Here is a 19,602-nt window from a genome sequence, read left to right as displayed (position 1 = left end):
GTCGTACACCTGGCTGATCTCGCCGTACAGCCGCATGCCGTCGTCGGGAGTCCCGGACACGCCGGGCTCGGTGGCCGGTCCCGGCGCGGCGACCGCCGCCACCACGGAGCCCCCGGCAACACCGGCGAGCAGGTCGCCGGCCCGCGATCCGTGCGCACCGAACCGGGCCAGTGCCCGCGGCGCCAGCACCGCGCTGGACAGCCACGGGCCGGGATGCAACGCAGCGCCCATCTCCTCGGACACCAGCCCGGCTTCGGTCATCGAGGCGCCGGCGCCGCCATGCTCGGCCGGGACGAGCAGCCCAGTGCTGCCGAGGTCGACCAGCCCCCGCCAGACCGTGTCGGTGGTGCCCGTCGGATGATCCAGCATGGGCCGGACATGGTCGGAGATGGAAGCCTTCTCGAACAGGTACCGGCGCACCGTGTCCCGCAGTGCCAGTTGCTCTTCGGTGAGTTCGAGGTTCATGAGCGGGGCAGCCCCAGGACCCGCTGTGCGGTGATGTTCTTGTTGATCTGGGTGGTGCCCCCGGCGATCGTGAACGCACGGGAGGTCAACCGGAACTGATCCCACCGGCCGCCTGCGGCACCCGGGCCGAGCGCATCGAAAGCCAGCGCGGCCATGTCCTTGCCGATCTCGCCCCAGACCGTCTTGGCCAGACTGGCGGTGGCGAAACCGTCACCGCCGTGGCAGGCCGCCGAGATCGATCGCCGGCACAGCACCTCGAGGTTCTTGATCCGCACGTCGAGTTCGCCGAGGCGGTGCAGGGTGGCCGGGTCGTCGAGTGGGCTCCGGCCGGCGCACCCGTCGGTCGTGCCGAGGTCGAGTACCAGATCCTGCAGCCGGACCTGCATCTCGGCGTAGAGGCGCGCCGCCCCGGCCCGCTCGAAACTGAGTGTGGTGGTGGCGACCTGCCAGCCTTTGTTCAGCGGACCGAGCAGCGCGTCGGCGGGCACCCGGACCTCGTCGAAGAAGATCTCGGCGAAATCGGAGTCGCCGTTGAGGGTGACGAGCGGTCTGACCTCGATCCCGGGGGAGGACATGTCGACGATCAGACACGAAATGCCCTTGTGCTTGGCAGCATCCGGGTCGGTCCGCACGTACAGCTGGCACCAGTCGGCCCGATGTCCCAACGAGGTCCAGATCTTCTGCCCGGTCACGACGAACTCGTCGCCGTCGCGAACAGCCCTGGTGCGCAACGACGCCAGGTCCGACCCGGCCTCCGGCTCGGACATCCCCTGACACCAGATGTCGTCGGCCCGCAGCATGCGTTTCAGCAGTCGCTGTTTCTGCTGCTCGGTGCCGTACTGCATGATCGCCGGTGCGATGTTGTTGATCCCGATGATGTTGAGCGGAGCGGGAACCCGCGCGCGGGTCGTCTCCTCGGCGTAGACCAGTTGCTCCACCGCGGATGCGCCCCGGCCGCCGTACGCTTCGGGCCAGGAAACCGCAGCCCAGCGCGCATCGGCGAGCACGGCGTTCCACGCCCGCAAGGTCTGGAAGGCAGCCTCGTCGGCGCCACGCCGCTCACTGCTGTCGATCACCGGCTGGGACAGGTTGGCTGACAACCAATCGCGAAGCTCCGCGCGGAACTGCTCGGCTTCTCGGGGATAGGAGAAATCCACGTCTACATCGACCTCTTCGATTGACTCACGTGGGGCCGAACTCTACGGTGGAACAGATATTTGGTCAATATCGACACGGGAGTGCGGAGGTGTCAGGTGCCTGCTGACGGTCAAGGTGAAGCCGGTCGATACTCCGGGTTGGGCTTGTTGGCGTCCGCGCTCGGGGGCTGCCCGGTCGCGGTGTCCGGGGACGACCCGCAGGCGGCGCCGTGGACTGACGGCAAGACCGTGTACGTCGACCCCTCGGCACCGGCGCGCGCACAGCTCGAATCGGTGGCCGTGCAGGCGTCGCTGATCGCGGCGGGCAGCCTGGACCCGGAGGTGGTTGGCGAGTTGGCTCGGCGCCGGCGGCTGGCCCGGCGCTATCTGGCAGTCGAGGGGCACCGGGCCCTGATGGCCAATGCCGCGCTCTTGCCAAAAACGCTGAGCGCCTTGGCTGATCGAACCGTCGGCGAGCGCAGCGATTCGGCGGCGACATCCCTGTCGATCGCGCGCGGAAGGGATGCGTTGCCCGATCCGCCGTCGAGTTTCGGTGCGCTCAACGTCAAGAAGGTCTTGGCGACTGCCGCAGCCGCGGCCCGGCAGGCGGATCAAGAGTCTGTCGGCCATGTGCCCCGGAAGCAGGAAAAGCAGGAACTTGAGGAATTCGACGAAGACAACGTCGACGACTCCGATGATCCCGATCTGTTTTCCAGCCCGGTCGGCGGCGGCGGGGCGATCGGCAAGTGGCTGAAGAAGCTGCTCTCCTCGGCTCGCAAGACCGGCGGCAACGGCGACGGGCCGCCCGGCGCCGACTCGCCGACGCATCGGACCAACTCGACCAGGCGTGGACTGCACGCGGTGTCCTCGCTGGCCTCGGTGGCCTCCGAGGAGGTCGTCGACATCAAGACCGAGGGTGTGAAGTACCCGGAATGGAACGCCGAGCGTAGGAGCTATCGGCTCGACTGGTGCACGGTCCGTGAGGCCGATCCGCAGATCAAAGCGCACGCCACCCAGCAGATCGAGGATGCGATCAGTGTGCGGCGGCCGTTGGCGCGGCTGGGGATGGGTCTGCACCGTCGGCATCGCCAACCGCAGGGCGACGACATCGACATCGACGCCGCCCTGGAGGCGCGCGTCGAGGTGCGCGCCGGGTCGGTGCCCGACGAGGCGGTCTACCTCGACAGCCTGCGGCGCCGGCGGGACCTGTCGGTGCTGCTGCTGTTGGATGTCTCGGGTTCGGCCGCCGAGCCGGGCACTGCCGGGCGCACGGTGCACCAGCAGCAGCGCACGGCGGTGGCGCACCTGATGGTGGCGCTGCACGATCTGGGCGACCGGGTGTCGCTGTACGCCTACTACTCGCAGGGTCGGTCGGCGGTGACGATGGTTCCGGTCAAGCGGTTCAACGACCACCTCGATGCGCAGGTTTTCCGGCGGCTGAACAGCCTGGAACCTGGGGCGTATTCGCGACTCGGCGCCGCCATCCGGCACGGGTCGGCGGTCTTGGAAGAGCGCGGTGGTACGTCGCGGCGGCTGCTGGTCGTACTGTCCGACGGCCTGGCCTACGACCATGGTTACGAGCGAGCCTACGGCGCCGCCGACGCGCGTCGCGCCCTGACCGAGGCCCGGCGCCGGGGTACCGGCTGCGTGTGCCTGACCATCGGGGCCAGCACCGACGTGGAGTCGCTGCGGCGGGTGTTCGGTAGCGCCGCGCACGCCACCATCTCCAACCCCGATCAGCTCGCCGGCGTGATCGGGCCGATGTTCCGCTCGGCCATCCGTTCCGGTGAGGTGCGTCGCCGGGTGTCGTGACGGATGACGGCCCACGTGATACCAAGCCGCAGAACGACATTGGGTGCGAAAGGGGTGGCGAGAATTGTGCCAGGCGGTTGAAACAAACATCTGTTCCGGTTACGCTGCGATGAGTACCGCAGCGTGGCGGATACGACGAAAGGTGTGTTATGGCTAACCAGTCCGGACTCGCGCACCAGAACGGAGCCGGTTCGCAGGCCCTGGGCGAGCGACCCTATTACAAGCCGGTCGGCAACGAGGAGACGGTGTTCAAGGCGGCGTACCGCCAAGGCCTCGCCCTGGTGTTGAAAGGGCCGACGGGCTGCGGCAAGACGCGATTCGTCGAGGCGATGGCGCACGATCTCAGACGGCCACTGATCACCGTCTCCTGTCACGACGATCTCACCACCGCTGACCTCGTCGGTCGCTACCTGCTGCGCGGTGACGAGACGGTCTGGACCGACGGACCGCTGACCCGCGCCGTGCGCGAGGGGGCGATCTGTTACCTCGACGAGGTGGTAGAAGCCCGCCAGGACACCACCGTGGTACTGCACCCGCTGTCGGACTATCGGCGTCAGCTGCCCATTGAGCGGCTCGGAATCACGCTGGATGCCGCACCGGGATTCGGTCTGGTGATGTCCTACAACCCCGGCTACCAGAGCGTTCTCAAAGATCTCAAGGACTCCACCCGCCAGCGGATGGTGGCCATTGAGTTCGGCTTTCCCGAACCCGAGGTGGAAGAGGGCATCATCGCCCACGAGGCGGGGGTGGACCATTCGACCGCGGTCGAGTTGGTGCGGTTCGGGCAGGCGATCCGGCGTCTGGAGACCGGCGGACTGCGCGAGGTGGCGTCCACCCGGGTTCTGATCGCCGCCGGACGGTTGATCGCCGAAGGACTCCCGATCGCCGTGGCAGCGCAGGTGGCGGTCGCGGCACCGTTGACCGATGACGTTGCCGTCAGCCGTGGTCTGCATGAGCTGATCGAGGTGTACCTGGGCCAATCCGGATTTGGTGATTGACGCTGCCCTCGGCCCGCATTAGGTTCAGAACAAATATTAGGTCGTATGCGCGGCATTCCTCGCGATGAATGCCGGATACCGGAGGTCAGATGTCCTACGAGAGCACTGCCGAGCCCATCAAGGTGGGCTACCTGATGGACTTCACGTTGCCGCCGGGCTTCCCGGACGAACTGAAGGCCTCCTTCACCCAGACTTTCGACCTGGTCTTCGAAGAGGCGGTCGCGCAGGGCCTGATGGATCGGCCGGTGCAGATGATCTACCGCGAGGTGGAAGGGTTGCCGAAGGGTTCGGTCAAGGCGGTCATCGACGCCTACGGCGAGCTCGTCGACGAGGGCTGCCTGGTGGTGTTCGGGCCGAACATCACCGACAACTGTGTGCCGCTCCGTGAGGCGATCGAGGAACGATTCAAGGTGCCGGCGATCAGCGTCACGGGCACCGACGACTGGCTCGGTGAGTGGACCTTCGCCTTCCCCCAGGGGTCGATGACCGATGAGCCGATCTTCCTCGCGGACCTCGTCGCCAAGCGTGGCCTGACCGAGATCGGAGTCCTGGTCGAGCAGAACCTGATCGGTGAGAGCTATCTGAAGAATCTCCGAAGTGCCTGTGCCCGCAAGGGGATTCGCATCGTCGCGGAGGCCGGCATCGCGCAGACCGCGCAGGATATCAACGCCGCGGTGAGCACGTTGCACGAAGCCAAGGCCGAGGCGATCGTGCACCTTGGCTTCGGTTTCGGCATCGTGTTCATCAACCCGGCGCTCGAGGCCGTCAATTGGGATCCGCCCCGCTTCACCACCACCGCATTCCAGAACGCCTGGGTCAACCCGATCATGTGGCAGGCCTTTTTGGGTTGGGTCGGAGTGGATCAATACGACGAGGGCAATCCGGTCGGGCAGGCGTGGCTGGACCGCTATGCCAAGCGGTACAACGACAGCCGTCCCGAGTACTGCGTATCGGTCGTCAACCACGACGTCGCGGCCACTTTGGTGCGGGCCTTCACCGATTCGCACCCGCTGAGCCCACGCGGGGTCAAGGAAGCCCTCGAGCGCGTGAAGATGATGCCGGCCGCCTCCGGTGCGCCCGGAACCCGGGTGTCGCTGGGGAAGTGGACTCGCCGGGCCTGGATGGGCTCGGGCTATCTGGTGGCCCGGACCCTCGACGAGGACGGGGTCAACTCGCACCTGGTCGACCGGTTCGGGGAGGAATGACATGACGACCAAAGAATCCGTACCGTCCGACCCCAAGGTGGATCGGCCGGTCGATCGGCCGCCACGCAAGGGCCCGAACTGGGGCCGGATGATCGCCCTGTTGGCCTGGCTGGGCTTCATTGGGCTGTTCGCGGCGGTGGGTCGCACCGATGTCGACGCGCGGGTGGCCAATCCGAACGTCGCGGGGCGGCCCCGTCCGGTGGAGTTCCTGACCGCGTTCGATCACTGGCAGATCATCCCGCAGGTAGGTGCGGTGATCATCGTCGTGGTGTTCACCGTCCTGTTCATCGTCGGCTGGCGGAGGAACCCCGGCAGTCCCGTGCTGCTGATGGTGCTGTGCACAACCCTGATCGTGTGGCAGGACCCGATCATGAACTGGTCGCCGTACGCGGTGTACAACCCGATGCTGTTGCACTGGCCGGAAAATTGGTACCTGATCATGATGTCGCCGACGGTGGAACCCTTCATCGTCTTCGGCTACGTGTTGTTCTACTTCGGGCCGTACTTCCCGGGTATCTGGATTCTGCGCAAGTTGCAGGCCAAGCATGGTCCGGAGGCATTCGTCAGCCGGCATCCACTGATCAGCCTGGGTGCCCTGGTGCTGGTGATCGGCTTCATCTTCGACGCCATCCTGGAGGTCAGCCTGGTGCGCACCGGGTTGTACATCTATTCCCAGGCGATCCCGTTCGGCACACTGTTCCCCGGCAGCACCTTCCAGTTCCCGCTGATCTGGGAATCGCTCTCGGTGACCTTCGTGATGGTGCCGGCCGCGATCCTGGTCTATCGCGATGACACCGGAAAATCGGTGGCGGAGAAGCTCGCTGCGAAGGCGAAGCTGTTCCCGTCCAAGCCGGTGCTCGGCACGTTCCTGGTGATGTTCGCGATCATCAACGTGTCGTACTTCGCCTACGGCAGTTGGTTCTGGGCGATCAAGGCCAGCGGCCTGGCCACCTCGGTCGCCTGCCCCTGGCCCTATCCCGAGGCGAAGATCTATGACCCGCAAGGGTATTACCGGGCGAACGGGGCCGAGGGACCGTACTCGGTAGGCAAGTGGTCCACGTGGCAGCAGGGGCCGTCCCGCAACGTCGACGTTGAGTTGGGTTCGAAGAGCGATCGGTGCGCATCGGAGAACCAGAATGGGTGATGAGCGTTTGCGCGAAGAACAGAGCACTTCTGAGCCTCGGACTGTCCTCATCACCGGCGCGTCGCGGGGCCTGGGGTTCGCCTCAGCCGTGCGCCTGTATCGCGACGGGTGGCGGGTGGCCGCGGCGATGCGCACGCCGGATCAGGGCATGCCGCTGTTGCGGAAAGCGACCGGGGCCGGTGACGACGACGATCGGCTGATCGGTGTGCAGCTCGATCTGATGGACGCGGCCTCGATCACGGCTGCGGCCAAGACGATCGAAGAAGCGGTCGGCGCACCGTATGCGGTGGTCCACAATGCCGGCATCTCGGCGGCGGGCATGGTGGAGGAGACGTCGTCGGAACTCTGGGAGCGCATGTTCGCCACCAACGTCTTCGGTCCGGTGGCGCTCACCAAGGCGCTGCTGCCCGCGATGCGTGGGGCCGGCCGTGGCCGCATCGTGCTGATCTCGAGTGCGGCCGGCGTGCGTGGAATGCCGGCCACCGCACCGTATTCGGCGGTCAAGGGGGCGCTGGAGCGCTGGGGCGAGGCGATGGCCGGGGAAGTGGCACCCTTCGGCATCGGCGTCACCATCTTGGTCACCGGTACATACGACACCGACATCATCACCGACGCGGGAACCACCGACGAAAGGGACCTGGACGGGCCCTACGCACCCCATCACCGCACGATGGACAAACGCGGCCGGGCGATGATGAAACACGCCGCGCGCTCACCCGAGGACTTCGCCGGGGGCCTGGCCAAGGCGCTGAACGGCGACAAGCCCTTCGCCAAGACCGCGGTCGGGCCGGATGCTCGAATGCTGTTGGTCGCCAACCGGTTGCTGCCCTCGGCCGGACTCCATCAGATGACGCGGGTGATGATGGGTATCCCGCGCCACGGCGCGATGCGCGGCGGTGCGTATCCGTTGACCACTTCCCAGAAAGCGATGGTGGTGGCCGCCAAGGTGCTTCCGCAGCCGGTGCTGATCCGGCTGGCGTCGCTGGCGGCGAAGCGATCAGCCGCGAAAAACCAACCCCAGCAAGGGAGTGCGACCGATGTCTGAACCACCGCAGCCCACCTTCGAATCAAGGATGCTGATCGACGGCAAGCTCGTCGACGGCGAGGCCGGTACCTTCACCAACATCAATCCGGCCAACGAGGAGATGCTCGGCGAGGTCTCGGATGCCTCGACGGCCGATATGCATCGCGCCATCGACGCCGCCCGTCGGGCATTCGACGAGACCGACTGGTCGACCAATCACCAACTTCGCAAGCGCTGCCTTGAGCAACTGCACGAGGCGATCGAAGGTGAACTGGAGCAGTTGCGCGACGAACTCATCGCCGAAGTCGGCGCACCCCGCGCCGTGACCCACGGCCCGCAGCTGGACGCCCCCCTCGCCGACGGACTCACTTACCCGGCCCGGCTGATCGAAACCTTCCCGTGGGAAACCGATCTCGGCGACACCGTCGTCTCCGTCACCGGGGTGAACACCACGCGCAAGGTGTGGCACGAACCGGTCGGCGTGGTCGGTGCCATCACGCCGTGGAACTTCCCCTTCGAGGTTGTGATCAACAAGCTCGGTCAGGCATTGGCGGCCGGAAACACCGTGGTGCTCAAACCGGCACCAGACACGCCGTTCAACGCCACGCGGCTGGGCCGGCTCATCGCCGAGAACACCGATATCCCGGCGGGGGTGGTGAATGTCGTGACCGCATCGGACCACCTCGTCGGCGAGGAACTCACCCTGTCGCCCAAAGTCGACATGATCTCCTTCACCGGCTCGACGGCGGTGGGCAAGCGGATCATGGAGAAAGGCGCCGCGACGATGAAGCGGCTGTTCCTTGAGCTCGGCGGGAAGTCGGCGACGATCGTGTTGGAGGATGCCGATTTCAACAGCGCCTGCCTGATCGGGATCGGTCCGCTCATGCACGCCGGGCAGGGCTGCGCCGCACCCACCCGGATGCTGCTGCCCCGATCCCGGTACGACGAGGGCGTGGCGATCCTGAAGGCCATTTACGAGAACATCGCTGCCGGCGACCCGCGGGATCCGGGCACGCTGTGCGGACCGGTCATCTCGGCCAAGCAGCAGGCCCGCATTCTCGGCTACGTCGCCAAGGGTGTCGAGGAAGGCGCGACGATGCTCGTCGGCAGTGCGCAGGCGCCGACCGGACCGGATCTGTATGCCAAGGGATTCTGGGTCGCACCAACCCTTTTCACCGACGTGGACAACTCGATGACGATCGCCCAGGAAGAAATCTTCGGGCCCGTGCTCGTCGTCATTCCCTACGACGACGAAGAGGACGCCATCCGGATCGCCAACGACAGTCCGTACGGACTGGCCGGCAATGTCATGTCGAGCTCGCTGGAGCGTTCGCTCGCCGTGGCTCGTCGGCTGCGGGCCGGATTCATCGGGCTCAACGGCACCGCGGGCTACGGCGCCGACACACCTTTCGGCGGTTACAAGGACAGCGGCGTCGGGCGCCAGAACGGCGTGGCGGGCTTCAGCCAGTACACCGAGATCAAATCCGTCGCCTACCCGGCCCAATAGCGCAGCAACAAGGAGTTCGAGCGTGGAACAGCTTTTCGACGACCTGGAGGACTTCGGTTCCTTCGACGATGCCGTCTCTGGCGACGTCCGGGACCCCTATCCAGAGCTGGCCAGGCTCCGGCGTGAGGAGCCGATCCAGCGGATCGACATGTCGGCGATGCCGGGGGAGGAGGGCAAACCCGTTTTCATCGTGTACCGCTACGAGGATGCCCAGCAGATGCTGCGCGACAACGAGACATTCTCGTCCTCGGGGGTCATCGCGGCGTTCGGCCCGGTGCTCGGCGACCGGGTGATGTTGGGCATGGACGAGCCGGTGCACGGCCGACTGCGTTCCCTGGTGTCGAAGGCCTTCTCGCAGAAGGCATTGGCGCGTTGGGAGGACGAGCTGGTCGGCCGGGTGGGTAACGAGCTGATCGACAGATTCGCCGCCGACGGCAAGGCCGACCTGGTCAAGCAGTTCACCTTCGACTATCCGAGCCGGATCATCGCCGGTTTGTTGGGCCTGCCAGAGGAGGACTACCCACAGTTCCAGCGGTGGTCGATCTCGCTGCTCAGTTGGATCATGAACCCCGAGCGCGGGCTGGCCGCCGCGGCCGCGCTGTGTGAGTACTTCGCGCCCATCCTCGACGCCCGCCGCGCCGAACCCAAAGCGGACATGATCAGCCTGCTCGGCGAGGCCGAGATCGACGGCGAGAAGCTCACCGACGAGGAGATCTTCTCGTTCCTGCGACTGCTGCTGCCGGCCGGTGTGGAGACCACGTATCGGTCCTTGGGCAATCTGCTGTTCGGATTGCTCACGGATACCACGCAATTGGATGCGGTGCGCGCCGACCGGTCACTGCTGCCGCAGGCCATCGAAGAGGCGGTGCGCTGGAATCCACCCCTGTTGACCATCACCCGCACCACCACCCGCGATACCGAACTCGGCGGGGTGCACATCCCCGAAGGCTGTTCGGTGATGCCGATGCTGGGTTCGACGAATCGCCAGGAGGACCGCTGGGAGAACCCCGACGAGTTCGACATCTTCCGTACTCCCAAGGCGAATCTGGGTTGGGGCCACGGGGTGCACGTGTGTCTGGGTATGCATCTGGCCCGGCTGGAAATGCGCACCGCCATCAACCTGCTGCTGGACCGGCTGCCGAACCTGCGGTTTGACCCGGACGGGGACGACCCACACATCCGCGGGCAGGTGTTCCGCTCGCCGACCGCACTGCCCGTTCTCTTTGATCCGACAGGAGTGTGAAGTGCCCGATTTCGAGACCATCGATTTCTTCACCGACGAATCCCTTGTGCCGGATCCCTATCCGTACTTCGACCATCTGCGGTCCAAATGCCCGGTCACCCAGGCGACTCCGTTCAATGTCCTGACCGTGACCGGTTACGACGAGGCACTCGCGGTCTACAAGGACCCGGCGTTCTCGTCCTGTAACTCTGTCGCTGGACCGTTCTCCGGCATGCCGATCACGCCGGGGCAGAGTGACGATGTCACGGACCTGATCGAGGAACACCGGCTGGCGGTCCCGATGGGCGAGCACATCACCTCACAGGACCCACCGCTGCACACCCGGACCCGCGGCCTGATGAACAAGCTGATCACCCCCAAGCGGCTCAAGGAAAACGAAGACTTCATGTGGCGGCTGGCCGATCAGCAGCTCGACACCTTCATCGACAAGGGCGGTTGCGAATTCCTCGCCGACTACGCGAAACCGTTTTCGCTGCTGGTGATTGCCGACCTGCTAGGGGTCCCTGCCGAGGATCACGAGGAGTTCAAGGCGGTATTCGCCCTGGAGACCGTCGGTGAGCTCGGCAAGGAGGCGCCCACCACGCACAACCCCCTGCAGTGGCTCAACGACAAGTTCTTTGCCTACATCGAGGACCGCAGGCGCACACCGCGCGAGGACGTGCTGACCGAGCTGGCGCAGGCGAAGTACGAGGACGGCTCGACGCCCGACATCGAAGACGTGATGAACCTGTCGACGTTCTTGTTCGCGGCCGGCACCGAGACCACCACCAAGCTGGTGAGTTCGGCGGTGCGGTTCATCGGAGACAACCCGGGCTTCGAGAAGCTGCTGCGCGAGGACCGCAGCAAGATACCCGCCTTCTTGGAGGAGACCCTGCGGCTGGAAAGCCCGGTCAAATCACATTTCCGGATGGCCAGCAAGACCACCAGCATCGGTGACGTCGAGGTGCCGGCGGGAACGACGGTCATGGTGTTGCCGGGGGCGTGCAACCGCGACGAGCGGAAATTCCCCGATCCCAACACATTTCACACCGACCGGGGCAATGTGCGGGAACAGATCGCCTTCATCCGCGGCGTGCACTCCTGCCCCGGGGCGCCGCTGGCACGGGCCGAGGGCCGGATCTCGCTGAACCGGATCCTGGACCGGATGAGCGATATCACGATCTCCGAAGAGGATCACGGGCCCCTCGACAACCGCAATTACGCCTACGAGCCCACGTTCATCATGCGCGGTCTCGCCGAACTGCACATCACCTTCACCCCGCTCGGCTGAACCCGGCCGGCGCCAGACAAAGGAGTAGTACATGACCGGAAAGCTCGACGGCAAGGTCGCTTTCATCACCGGCGCGGCGCGCGGTCAGGGCCGGGCACATGCGGTGGCGATGGCCAAGGAGGGGGCCGACATCATCGCGGTGGACATCTGCCGCGACATCCCGTCCAACCCCTACCCGCTGGCCACCCCCGAGGACCTGGCCGAGACCGAACGCAAGATCAAGGAACTCGGCCGCCGCGTGGTCGCCCGCGTGGCCGATGTCCGCGAGCGCCATGAGTTGCGCGACGCGGTCGAGGCGGGGATCGCCGATCTCGGCAAGATCGATATCGTGGTGGCCAATGCCGGCATCCTGCCGATGGCCATGGGCAATCCCGATCCGATGGGCTTCGTCGACGCCTCCGACGTCGACCTGCTGGGCGTGATGAACACCGTGGCGGTGGCGATCCCGCATCTGCCCGACGGCGCGTCCATCATCGTCACCGGGTCCACCGCCGGGATGATCCGCGGCACCACCACCAGCCCCGACATGGGCCCCGGCGGTGCGGGCTATGGCTGGAGCAAGCGCATCGTGATGGAGTACGTCGACGAGATGAGTCTTCACTTGGCGCCGAGGATGATTCGGGTCAACGCCATCCATCCGACCAACTGCAACACCCACCTGCTGCAGAACGAGGGCATGTACGGGGTGTTCCGCCCGGATCTCAAGGCCGCAGGCAAGACCGTGACCCGGGAAGATGCCGAGCCGCTGTTCAACCTGTTCCAGGCCATGCCGATCCCGTACATCGAACCGGAGGATATGGCCAATCTGGGTGTGTTCCTGGCCGGCGACGACAGCCGCTACATCACCGGCCAACACATCCGGGTCGACGCCGGTTCACTGCTCAAGTGGCCCAACGGACCTCAGTAGCCCTCGCCCGCGGGGCGGTGCAGGAAGCCGTGCAGCAGTGCCTGCACGAGTTCGTCGACGATCGCCTCCCGTGACGGGGGGCGATCGCCGAAGAATGTCGAACGCAGAGCGACCATGCCGACGATCAACGCCACCGCCGAGTGGGCCGGCAGGTCGGGCTGTGTCGACCGTAGGCCGCGCAATTGCATGCCCTCCGCGCTGATCTGACCGAGGAGACCGAGGGCATGTCTGATGTCGGCGATACCGGTACCTTCCAGCTCTTCGGCACTGAGCCCGTCGGACGCGACGAGCGTCAGGAGCAGGCCTTGATGGGCGACCAGAAGGTCGTAGAGCCGGCCGGCGAATTGCCGGGTCAGCTCTTCCTCATCGGTTTCTTCCGGCACCACGGCCCGCCAGGTCTGGCCGAATTCGTCGACGAAGTCGGTGAAGGGCAGCACCAGAGCTTCCCGGAACAACCCGGCTTTGGAACCGAAGTGGCGGAACAGCAGGTATTCGCTGACGGCGGCAGCCTGCGCGATCTCCCGAGTGGTGGTGCTGCGGTAGCCCTGCCGGGAGAACAGCTCGCGCGCCGCATCGAGCAACAGACGGCGCGCCTCACCCCGGGGGCGTTTCGGCGCCGAACGTCGCTGGGGCATGGCGCGTTTCTCCTGTCTCCCCATGTCGGCACCGGCTTGCGCCTTCACCATAGGCGACCTTGACCGGGGCGCATTAATAGTGTCCACTATTAAAAGCTTGCACAACGGCTCCCGAGGAGGTGGCAGTGGGCGCAATCATCATGTTGGGCACCCTGTTTGGCTTGATCGTCCTGATCGTCGGCCTGGTCCTGTACTTCGATCCGGAGGCGCGTCGCACACCGCCCGAGGAGCAGCCCGCGTCGGGCCCGGAGGTTGACCGGTGAGCGTGCAATTCCTGATCAACGCCGGCGTCGCGTTCGCCTACATCACCGGCCTCGGATTCCTGGCCGTCGGCATCTACCTGAGCGTGCGGCGCGGACGGCTGCACCCGCTGCTGCTGTTGTGTATCTCGGCGCTCTCGTTCTCCTGGATCGAAGCCCCGTACGACTGGGCGGTATACGCGCAATTCCCGCCGGAGTTGCCGCGGATGCCGTCGTGGTGGCCGCTCAACATGACCTGGGGCGGCGGACTGCCCTCGGCGGTTCCGGTCGGCTACATGGGCTACTTCGTGCTACCGGCCATCATCGGTGCGGCACTTGGCCGTTGGGTGAGCCGGAGGTTGAACTGGAGAAGGCCGCAGACGCTACTGCTGGTCGGCTTCGGTGTCGGCTTTCTGTGGGCCTTCGTCTTCAATGCGATCATCGGTGCCCGGCTCGGCCTGTTCTACTACGGCTACGTCATCGAGGGGCTGGCGGTGTGGGAGGGCACCAAGCATCAGTACCCGATCTACGACGCGGTCGCGATGGGCCTGCAGATGATGCTGTTCACCTACCTGCTCGGTCGCACTGATTCCCAGGGCCGCAACGTGATCGAGATCTGGTCGGACAAGGTGGCCAAGACGAGGGTGCAATCGGGCGTGCTGTCGGTGCTCGCCGTGATCGTGATCGGCCACGCTGCCTACGCCTCGGTGTTCGCGCCGCATCTGATCACCAAGCTCGGTGGCTGGGTGAACGTGGGCCCGACCGAGCAGTTCTTCCCCGGAGTGCCGAACCAACCGCAATAGCATTCGTCCGCGAATCACAGGCGCACTCAGCATGATTGGAAGGTAGGCAGTGAGCATCGACCCGGCGGTGGAGTTGTACTACGACCCATTCGATTACACGATCGACGACGACCCGTACCCGGTGTGGCGGCGGATGCGCGAAGAAGCCCCGCTGTACCACAACGACAAGTACAACTTCTACGCGTTGAGTCGCTACGACGATGTCGCGGCGGCCCTGCCCGACTGGCAGACCTACCGGTCCGGGCGCGGCACCACCGCCGACATCCTGTTCAGCGGGATCGAGGTGCCGCCGGGCATCCTGCTGTTCGAGGACCCGCCGCTGCACGATCTGCACCGGCGCCTGCTGTCGCGGGTCTTCACGCCCCGGCGCATGCTCGCAGTCGAGGACCTGGTCCGCGGATTCTGTTCGCGCGCACTCGATCCGCTGTTGGACGCTGACGGGTTCGACTTCGTCGTCGACCTCGGCGCGATCATGCCGATGCGCACCATCGGCTACCTGCTCGGCATTCCCGAGGAGGGGCAGGAGAAGATCCGTGACCGCACCGACAAGAATATCTCGGTGCGCGAAGACGCCGGAGACGTCAGCGCCACGGTCTTCGCCGAGTCGCTCGCGGAGTTCGCCGAATACATCGAGTGGCGCTCCACCCATCCCTCCGACGACCTGATGACCGAACTGCTCAACGCTGAGGTCGAAGAGTCGGACGGGACGCTCCGACGGCTGGAGCGCACCGAAGTGCTGGCCTACACGGCGATGATCGCCGGTGCCGGCGGCGAGACCACCGCCCGGCTCATCGGCTTCATGGGACAACTGCTCGGCGAACACCCGGACCAACGCCACGAGTTGGCTGCCGATCCGTCACTGATCCCGTCGGCGGTGGAGGAGACGCTGCGTTTCGAGCCGCCGTCACCCGTGCAGGCACGCTACGTGGCGCGCGACGTCGAACTGTACGGGCAGACCGTGACCGAGGGCTCTTACATGCTGTTGCTCAACGGCTCGGCCAACCGGGACGACGCCCGGTACACCGATGCGGACCGCTACGACATCCACCGCAAAGGCAGTCATCTGAGCTTCGGCCAGGGCCTGCACTTCTGCCTTGGCTCCGCCTTGGCCAGGCTGGAGGCGCGGGTGGCCTTCGAAGAGGTCCTGAAACGCTGGACCGATTGGGAAGTCGACTACGAGCACGCGAGCCGAGCCCGCACGTCGAGCGTGCGGGGCTGGGCACACATGCCGGTCACGACCGGTTGAACACCTCGGTACACCGACCGAGCGACTTAGTAGTTGTTGCAGCTGTTGGCGATCATGTTGATCGGCCCGAAGTACTGCTGAGCCGCCGGGCTGGCCTGCAACTGGGCCACGGTCTGCTGACGCTCGGCGGGGCCGGAAGCCAGGAAGTTGCGTAGCGCGCCCTGGGCGAACGGCGAGGTGTTGAACTGCTGGGCCAGGTCCGGACGTTGCGCGTTGAGCGCTGCCATCACCTGGTCATAGCTGCAGGTCGTGTTGACGACGGCGCTGAAGTCGGGCTGGGCCGAGGCCACGCCGGTCGACAGCGGAAATGCCATCGCCAGCCCGGCGAGCGCGCCGACGACATACTTCCGAGACGATTTGATCATGTGTGAGAACCCCCAGGTTGGTCGCCGTAAAAGGCGACGCCTTGCACGTTTGCCGGACCCGACCTCATTCGAGGTTAACAGGCGGCAGACGCGCAGGCGTGCCCCGCAAATCTGGTGAAGCCGCATCAGTCGATGACGGCGGCCTCCTTGCGCTCGGTGATCGGACGGGCAAGTTCCTGCTCGTTGCAGATGCGCTGCAACTTCTCCAGGGTCTCGTCGAGGCCCGGTCCGAGTGGCTTGCTCGGGGTGAAGGTGGCCGGCAGGTTACGCATGCCCTGGATGACGCCGATGGTGTCGTAGTGGACGGTGCCCTCGGGATCGCACACGTAGTCCGGCATGCGGTCCAGCACGGCGGTCAGCATCGACTTGAACACCGTGCGGGCCACGTTGGAGCCTACGCACCGGTGCACACCGATGCCGAAGCTGAAGTGCCGGTTGCCCTTTCGATCAAGGATGATCTCATTGGGCTTCTCGAACACCGACGGGTCGCGGTTGGCCATCGCCCAGGAGAGCCACAGCCGCTCGTACTGTTTGAACTGCTGCCCCTCGACCTCGACATCGTCGGAGAACGTGCGTCCATCCCCGGGAGCGGGGGTGAAGAATCGCAGGAATTCCTCGGTGGCCGGATCGAGCAGGCTCGCCCGCTCGTCGCTGAGCCGGGTGCGCTCGTCGGGGTGCTGGCCGAGCCATTCCAGGGCATGCGCGGTGAGCGCGGTGGTCGTGTCGAAACCGCCGCCGATCACCAGACCGAGGTTGCCCAGGATCTCCATGTCGGGCGCGGGTTCTCCGTCGATGCGCAATTGCAGCATCGCGTTGACCAGACCGGGCCGCGGGTTCTCCCGGATCTCCATCATGTTGTTGATGATGTCGATGCCCATCTCGCGGTGCTGCTCGTTGATCTTTTCGCGATCGGGGGAGTGCTCCGGGGTGTAGACCGAGGCGTGGGTGGGCTCGCTGTAGACGTTCCACTTCTTGAGCTCGATGCCCATCATCGCCAAGGTGAACACCGCGGGTACCACATTGGCGAGGTGCTCGACGAAATCGATGCGGCCCGACTCGATGTGCTCGTCGAGTGCGGCGCGGGTGATCTCGTCGACGAACGGCACCCAGCGCTTGATCGCCGCCGGGGACAGATACGGGTTCAGTGCCCCTCGGTAGGCACTGTGCTCGGGCTCGTCCATCTCCAGGATGCCGCCGCGGACGACCGTGGCGCGGCTGGCCTTCGGGATCGTGATGCCCTGATAGGGCGTCTCACCGCTGATGTCGTGGTGGTTGGACACCACCGGGCATCGGGCCAACTCGAACACGTGCTTGCTGTCGGCTGCCACCCAGTGGCCGTTGTAGGTGTCAGTCCAGGCCATCGGGCAGCGGGACTGCATCTCCTCGGTGATCTTCTCGAACTGCAACCGGTATTCCGGTGTGTGCCGGTCGAAGTGGTAGTTGTTCTTCTTGCGGTCGTCGTCGGTCGTGACATCATGGATGCTCACGGCGTTGTCTCCCTTTGATATTCGGTCGTCGTCAATCTTCGATGACGATGGCTTGCTCGGGGCACGAGTGCGCGGCCTCGCGGACTGCGTCCTCCTGATCGGCGGGCACCACCTCGGACACCGGTGACGCGTGACCGTCGACGTCGTCGAGGACGAACGAGTCCGGCGCGATCATCGAGCACAGGGTGTGGCCCTGGCATCGGCTGCCATCGACCGAAACCTTCACTACGCCAACTCCTTTCGATTCAGTGGGTACAGCATCACACGTGGTAGTCGTACCACTTGAGGTAGCCGCCGGCGTCGACACGCAGCTGCATGCCGGTGACGTAACGGGCCTCGTCGGAGGCCAGCCACAGCACGGCGTTGCTGATGTCCTCGGGCTCGATGAAGTTCACCTTCATGGCCTGCTGCACCCCGAACACCGGCTCGGCGTCGGCGCGGGTGGGATTCTCCAGATCCGGCCGGAACGAGCGGTACATCGGCTCGCTCTGCAGCATGTTGGTGTTGCAGTTCGTGGGGTGGATGACGTTGGCCCGGATGCCGCGCACCGCCAGTTCGGTGGCCAGGGCGTGGACGTATTCGGAGATGAGTCGCTTGGAGATCATGTAGCCCATGCCGCCCGGATCGGCGCCCGGGTTGGGCTTGTTGTGGGCGTCCATCAGGGCCGCGGCCGACGCGGTGGCGATGATCGACGCACCTTCGGTCAGGTGCGGCAGCGCGACCTGGATGGCGTTGATGGTGCCGACGAAGTTGGTGTTGATGCCGTCGGTCCAGGCCTGCATGGCGGGCTGGCCCTTCATCGCGGCGATGCCGGCCTGGGCCACGACGATGTCGAGCTTGCCGAACTCGGCGAGTCCTGCGTCCAGTGCGGCCCGCAGCTCGGCCTCGTTGCGGACGTCAGCCTGGGCGGTGACGATGCGCCGCCCGGTCTTCTCGACGTAGTTCTTGGTTTCTTCGAGGTCTTCTGCCGTCGCCATCGTGTAACCGACGGTGTCGTAGTTCTTACAGATGTCGACCGCGATGATGTCAGCGCCCTCTTCGGCCAGCCGGATCGCGTGACTGCGACCCTGGCCCCGACCAGCGCCGGTGATGAATGCGACTTTCCCGGCTACCCGGCCTTCTCCGCTTCCCACAATTGTCCTTTCGCTGATGGTGTTTGGTGCGCAGGTGCGCGTCAGGTGTTACGGCCGCCGTTGACGCCGAGGATCTGACCGGTGATGTAACCGGCCTCCTCGGAGATGAAGAAGGCACAGGCTGCGGCGATGTCTTCAGGCTTACCCATGCGTCGCACCGGCGTCTGCTCGATCTGCCTGTCGGTGTCGCCGAGGAAGCCCTTGCCTTCGGCCTTGCGCAGCATGGGCGTATCGATGAAGCCCGGAGGCACGGCGTTGACCGTGATGCCGCTCGGGCCCAGTTCCAGCGCCAGGCTCTTGGTCAGGCCGTTCACCGCGGACTTCGCCGCGACGTACGGCGACATGAAGGGCTGGCCCGAATGCGTGCTCGACGACGAGATGTTGACGATGCGACCCCAACCGGCTTCCAGCATGTCGGGCAGCACCGCCTGCACACAGTGGAATACGCCGTTGAGGTTGACGTCGATGATCTGCTGCCACTTCTCGAACGAGACGTCGCTGAAGCGCTTGAAGCAGTCGAGGCCGGCGGCGTTGACCAACACCGAGATCGGGCCGAGTTGAGCGCGAATGGCGTTGAGTGCGTTGTCGACGGCTACCCGATCGGTCACATCGGCGACATGAGCGAACTCATCGTCGGTGGCCTGCAGATCGAGCGTCGCGACATGGAGTCCGTCGGCGCGCAAACGGGCGGCGATGGCTGCCCCGATGCCTGAACTTCCTCCGGTGACAACGGCATTCTTCATGACAGTTCTCCGGTCGCCGGGCGGTGCCGGACTTTCTCATGGTTCAAGAATCATCCTTCCGATTATGAGAACCGTACTCTCGGACTGGCGTGAACCGCAAGATCTGCACGCAACGTGCGTACCTGCGACGCAGGCGGCGGATCTGCACTGAATGGGGCATGACTAGCCAATCTATCTTTCACTTGAGTTCTCATCGAGCGAATGTATGATTCGCCGGTGATGAGAATGCAGTTTCCATCA

At 65.4% G+C, this 19,602-nt stretch carries 20 protein-coding genes; 12 read left to right on the top strand and 8 right to left on the bottom strand.

Translation table 11 applies throughout. The annotated features are described in order from the left end of the window. Positions 1–465, bottom strand: a 465-nt coding sequence (locus A5740_RS20560) for an acyl-CoA dehydrogenase family protein (RefSeq protein ID WP_139335260.1), incomplete at its 3' end; no start/stop codon positions are given. Further along, positions 462–1,622: an acyl-CoA dehydrogenase family protein gene (locus tag A5740_RS20555; protein WP_076197064.1), complete on the bottom strand. Its 1,161-nt coding sequence runs from the start codon at positions 1,620–1,622 to the stop codon at positions 462–464. The genes A5740_RS20555 and A5740_RS20560, both read right to left, overlap by 4 nt. A gap of 96 nt (positions 1,623–1,718) precedes the next feature. On the opposite strand from A5740_RS20555, the gene A5740_RS20550 reads away from it, so the two are divergent. From A5740_RS20550 to A5740_RS20510, 9 genes are all read left to right on the top strand, one after another. Then, the gene (locus tag A5740_RS20550) at positions 1,719–3,413 is read left to right on the top strand and encodes a nitric oxide reductase activation protein NorD (protein ID WP_076197062.1); all 1,695 of its coding nucleotides are present in this window, start codon (positions 1,719–1,721) and stop codon (positions 3,411–3,413) included. A 149-nt stretch (positions 3,414–3,562) separates the two neighbouring features. After that, the gene (locus A5740_RS20545) at positions 3,563–4,411 is read left to right on the top strand and encodes a CbbQ/NirQ/NorQ/GpvN family protein (RefSeq protein ID WP_076197060.1); all 849 of its coding nucleotides are present in this window, start codon (positions 3,563–3,565) and stop codon (positions 4,409–4,411) included. Between the two features lie 89 nt (positions 4,412–4,500). Continuing rightward, entirely contained in the window at positions 4,501–5,616 is a 1,116-nt protein-coding gene (locus A5740_RS20540; protein WP_076197084.1) for an ABC transporter substrate-binding protein, read from the top strand. A gap of 1 nt (position 5,617) precedes the next feature. Beyond that, a complete protein-coding gene (locus A5740_RS20535; RefSeq protein ID WP_076197058.1) occupies positions 5,618–6,760 on the top strand; it encodes a spirocyclase AveC family protein in 1,143 nt (380 codons plus the stop codon). Further along, entirely contained in the window at positions 6,753–7,805 is a 1,053-nt protein-coding gene (locus A5740_RS20530; protein ID WP_076197056.1) for an SDR family oxidoreductase, read from the top strand. Before A5740_RS20535 ends, A5740_RS20530 begins: the two co-directional genes overlap by 8 nt. Next, positions 7,798–9,291, top strand: a complete 1,494-nt coding sequence (locus tag A5740_RS20525; RefSeq protein WP_076197082.1) for an aldehyde dehydrogenase family protein — start codon at positions 7,798–7,800, stop codon at positions 9,289–9,291. The genes A5740_RS20530 and A5740_RS20525 overlap by 8 nt, the downstream gene beginning before the upstream one ends. A 22-nt stretch (positions 9,292–9,313) precedes the next feature. Beyond that, positions 9,314–10,534, top strand: a complete 1,221-nt coding sequence (locus A5740_RS20520; RefSeq protein WP_076197054.1) for a cytochrome P450 — start codon at positions 9,314–9,316, stop codon at positions 10,532–10,534. A 1-nt stretch (position 10,535) separates the two neighbouring features. Further along, positions 10,536–11,804 carry a cytochrome P450 gene (locus tag A5740_RS20515; protein ID WP_076197052.1) on the top strand — a complete coding sequence of 423 codons (1,269 nt, stop codon included), beginning with the start codon at positions 10,536–10,538 and terminating at the stop codon, positions 11,802–11,804. Positions 11,805–11,835: 31 nt separating this feature from the next. Beyond that, entirely contained in the window at positions 11,836–12,711 is an 876-nt protein-coding gene (locus A5740_RS20510; RefSeq protein WP_076197050.1) for a mycofactocin-coupled SDR family oxidoreductase, read from the top strand. Here the strand turns inward: A5740_RS20510 and A5740_RS20505 are convergent. Beyond that, the gene (locus A5740_RS20505) at positions 12,705–13,346 is read right to left on the bottom strand and encodes a TetR/AcrR family transcriptional regulator (RefSeq protein ID WP_076197080.1); all 642 of its coding nucleotides are present in this window, start codon (positions 13,344–13,346) and stop codon (positions 12,705–12,707) included. The two genes, A5740_RS20510 and A5740_RS20505, sit on opposite strands and share 7 nt — an antisense overlap. A 125-nt stretch (positions 13,347–13,471) precedes the next feature. Here A5740_RS20505 and A5740_RS28790 point away from each other — a divergent pair, with 125 nt between their 5' ends. From A5740_RS28790 to A5740_RS20495, 3 genes are all read left to right on the top strand, one after another. Beyond that, complete coding sequence (locus tag A5740_RS28790; RefSeq protein ID WP_175616302.1) at positions 13,472–13,609, top strand: hypothetical protein; 138 nt, start codon at positions 13,472–13,474, stop codon at positions 13,607–13,609. Then, on the top strand, positions 13,606–14,388 hold the full coding sequence (locus A5740_RS20500) for a spirocyclase AveC family protein (RefSeq protein ID WP_076197048.1): 783 nt from the start codon (positions 13,606–13,608) through the stop codon (positions 14,386–14,388). Before A5740_RS28790 ends, A5740_RS20500 begins: the two co-directional genes overlap by 4 nt. A 73-nt stretch (positions 14,389–14,461) precedes the next feature. Further along, positions 14,462–15,634 carry a cytochrome P450 gene (locus tag A5740_RS20495; protein WP_371454780.1) on the top strand — a complete coding sequence of 391 codons (1,173 nt, stop codon included), beginning with the start codon at positions 14,462–14,464 and terminating at the stop codon, positions 15,632–15,634. 26 nt (positions 15,635–15,660) lie between these two features. Here A5740_RS20495 and A5740_RS20490 read toward each other — a convergent pair whose 3' ends face one another. The 5 genes from A5740_RS20490 to A5740_RS20470 form a co-directional block, all read right to left on the bottom strand. Further along, positions 15,661–15,999, bottom strand: coding sequence for a hemophore-related protein (locus tag A5740_RS20490; protein ID WP_076197044.1), 339 nt, complete (start codon positions 15,997–15,999; stop codon positions 15,661–15,663). Between the two features lie 125 nt (positions 16,000–16,124). Continuing rightward, complete coding sequence (locus A5740_RS20485) at positions 16,125–17,486, bottom strand: cytochrome P450 (protein WP_076197042.1); 1,362 nt, start codon at positions 17,484–17,486, stop codon at positions 16,125–16,127. Positions 17,487–17,517: 31 nt separating this feature from the next. Next, on the bottom strand, positions 17,518–17,712 hold the full coding sequence (locus tag A5740_RS20480) for a ferredoxin (protein ID WP_067764761.1): 195 nt from the start codon (positions 17,710–17,712) through the stop codon (positions 17,518–17,520). Between the two features lie 34 nt (positions 17,713–17,746). Then, the gene (locus tag A5740_RS20475) at positions 17,747–18,619 is read right to left on the bottom strand and encodes a mycofactocin-coupled SDR family oxidoreductase (protein WP_076197040.1); all 873 of its coding nucleotides are present in this window, start codon (positions 18,617–18,619) and stop codon (positions 17,747–17,749) included. Between the two features lie 41 nt (positions 18,620–18,660). Further along, positions 18,661–19,362 carry an SDR family NAD(P)-dependent oxidoreductase gene (locus A5740_RS20470; protein ID WP_076197038.1) on the bottom strand — a complete coding sequence of 234 codons (702 nt, stop codon included), beginning with the start codon at positions 19,360–19,362 and terminating at the stop codon, positions 18,661–18,663. Positions 19,363–19,602: the final 240 nt, after the last annotated feature.

The sequence above is a fragment of the Mycobacterium sp. GA-1841 genome (assembly GCF_001954135.1).
Classification (GTDB): Bacteria; Actinomycetota; Actinomycetes; order Mycobacteriales; family Mycobacteriaceae; genus Mycobacterium.
The sequence above is the reverse complement of the archived record's forward strand: the minus strand, read 5'-3'. Positions and strand labels throughout refer to the sequence as shown.

Bases quoted from the DNA above. Each gene is read 5' to 3' on its own strand.
- A5740_RS20545 (WP_076197060.1), top strand. From the start codon at position 3,563: ATGGCTAACCAGTCCGGACTCGCGCACCAGAACGGAGCCGGTTCGCAG.
- A5740_RS20540 (WP_076197084.1), top strand. From the start codon at position 4,501: ATGTCCTACGAGAGCACTGCCGAGCCCATCAAGGTGGGCTACCTGATG.
- A5740_RS20535 (WP_076197058.1), top strand. From the start codon at position 5,618: ATGACGACCAAAGAATCCGTACCGTCCGACCCCAAGGTGGATCGGCCG.
- A5740_RS20530 (WP_076197056.1), top strand. From the start codon at position 6,753: ATGGGTGATGAGCGTTTGCGCGAAGAACAGAGCACTTCTGAGCCTCGG.
- A5740_RS20525 (WP_076197082.1), top strand. From the start codon at position 7,798: ATGTCTGAACCACCGCAGCCCACCTTCGAATCAAGGATGCTGATCGAC.
- A5740_RS20510 (WP_076197050.1), top strand. From the start codon at position 11,836: ATGACCGGAAAGCTCGACGGCAAGGTCGCTTTCATCACCGGCGCGGCG.
- A5740_RS20505 (WP_076197080.1), bottom strand. From the start codon at position 13,346: ATGCCCCAGCGACGTTCGGCGCCGAAACGCCCCCGGGGTGAGGCGCGC.
- A5740_RS20490 (WP_076197044.1), bottom strand. From the start codon at position 15,999: ATGATCAAATCGTCTCGGAAGTATGTCGTCGGCGCGCTCGCCGGGCTG.
- A5740_RS20470 (WP_076197038.1), bottom strand. From the start codon at position 19,362: ATGAAGAATGCCGTTGTCACCGGAGGAAGTTCAGGCATCGGGGCAGCC.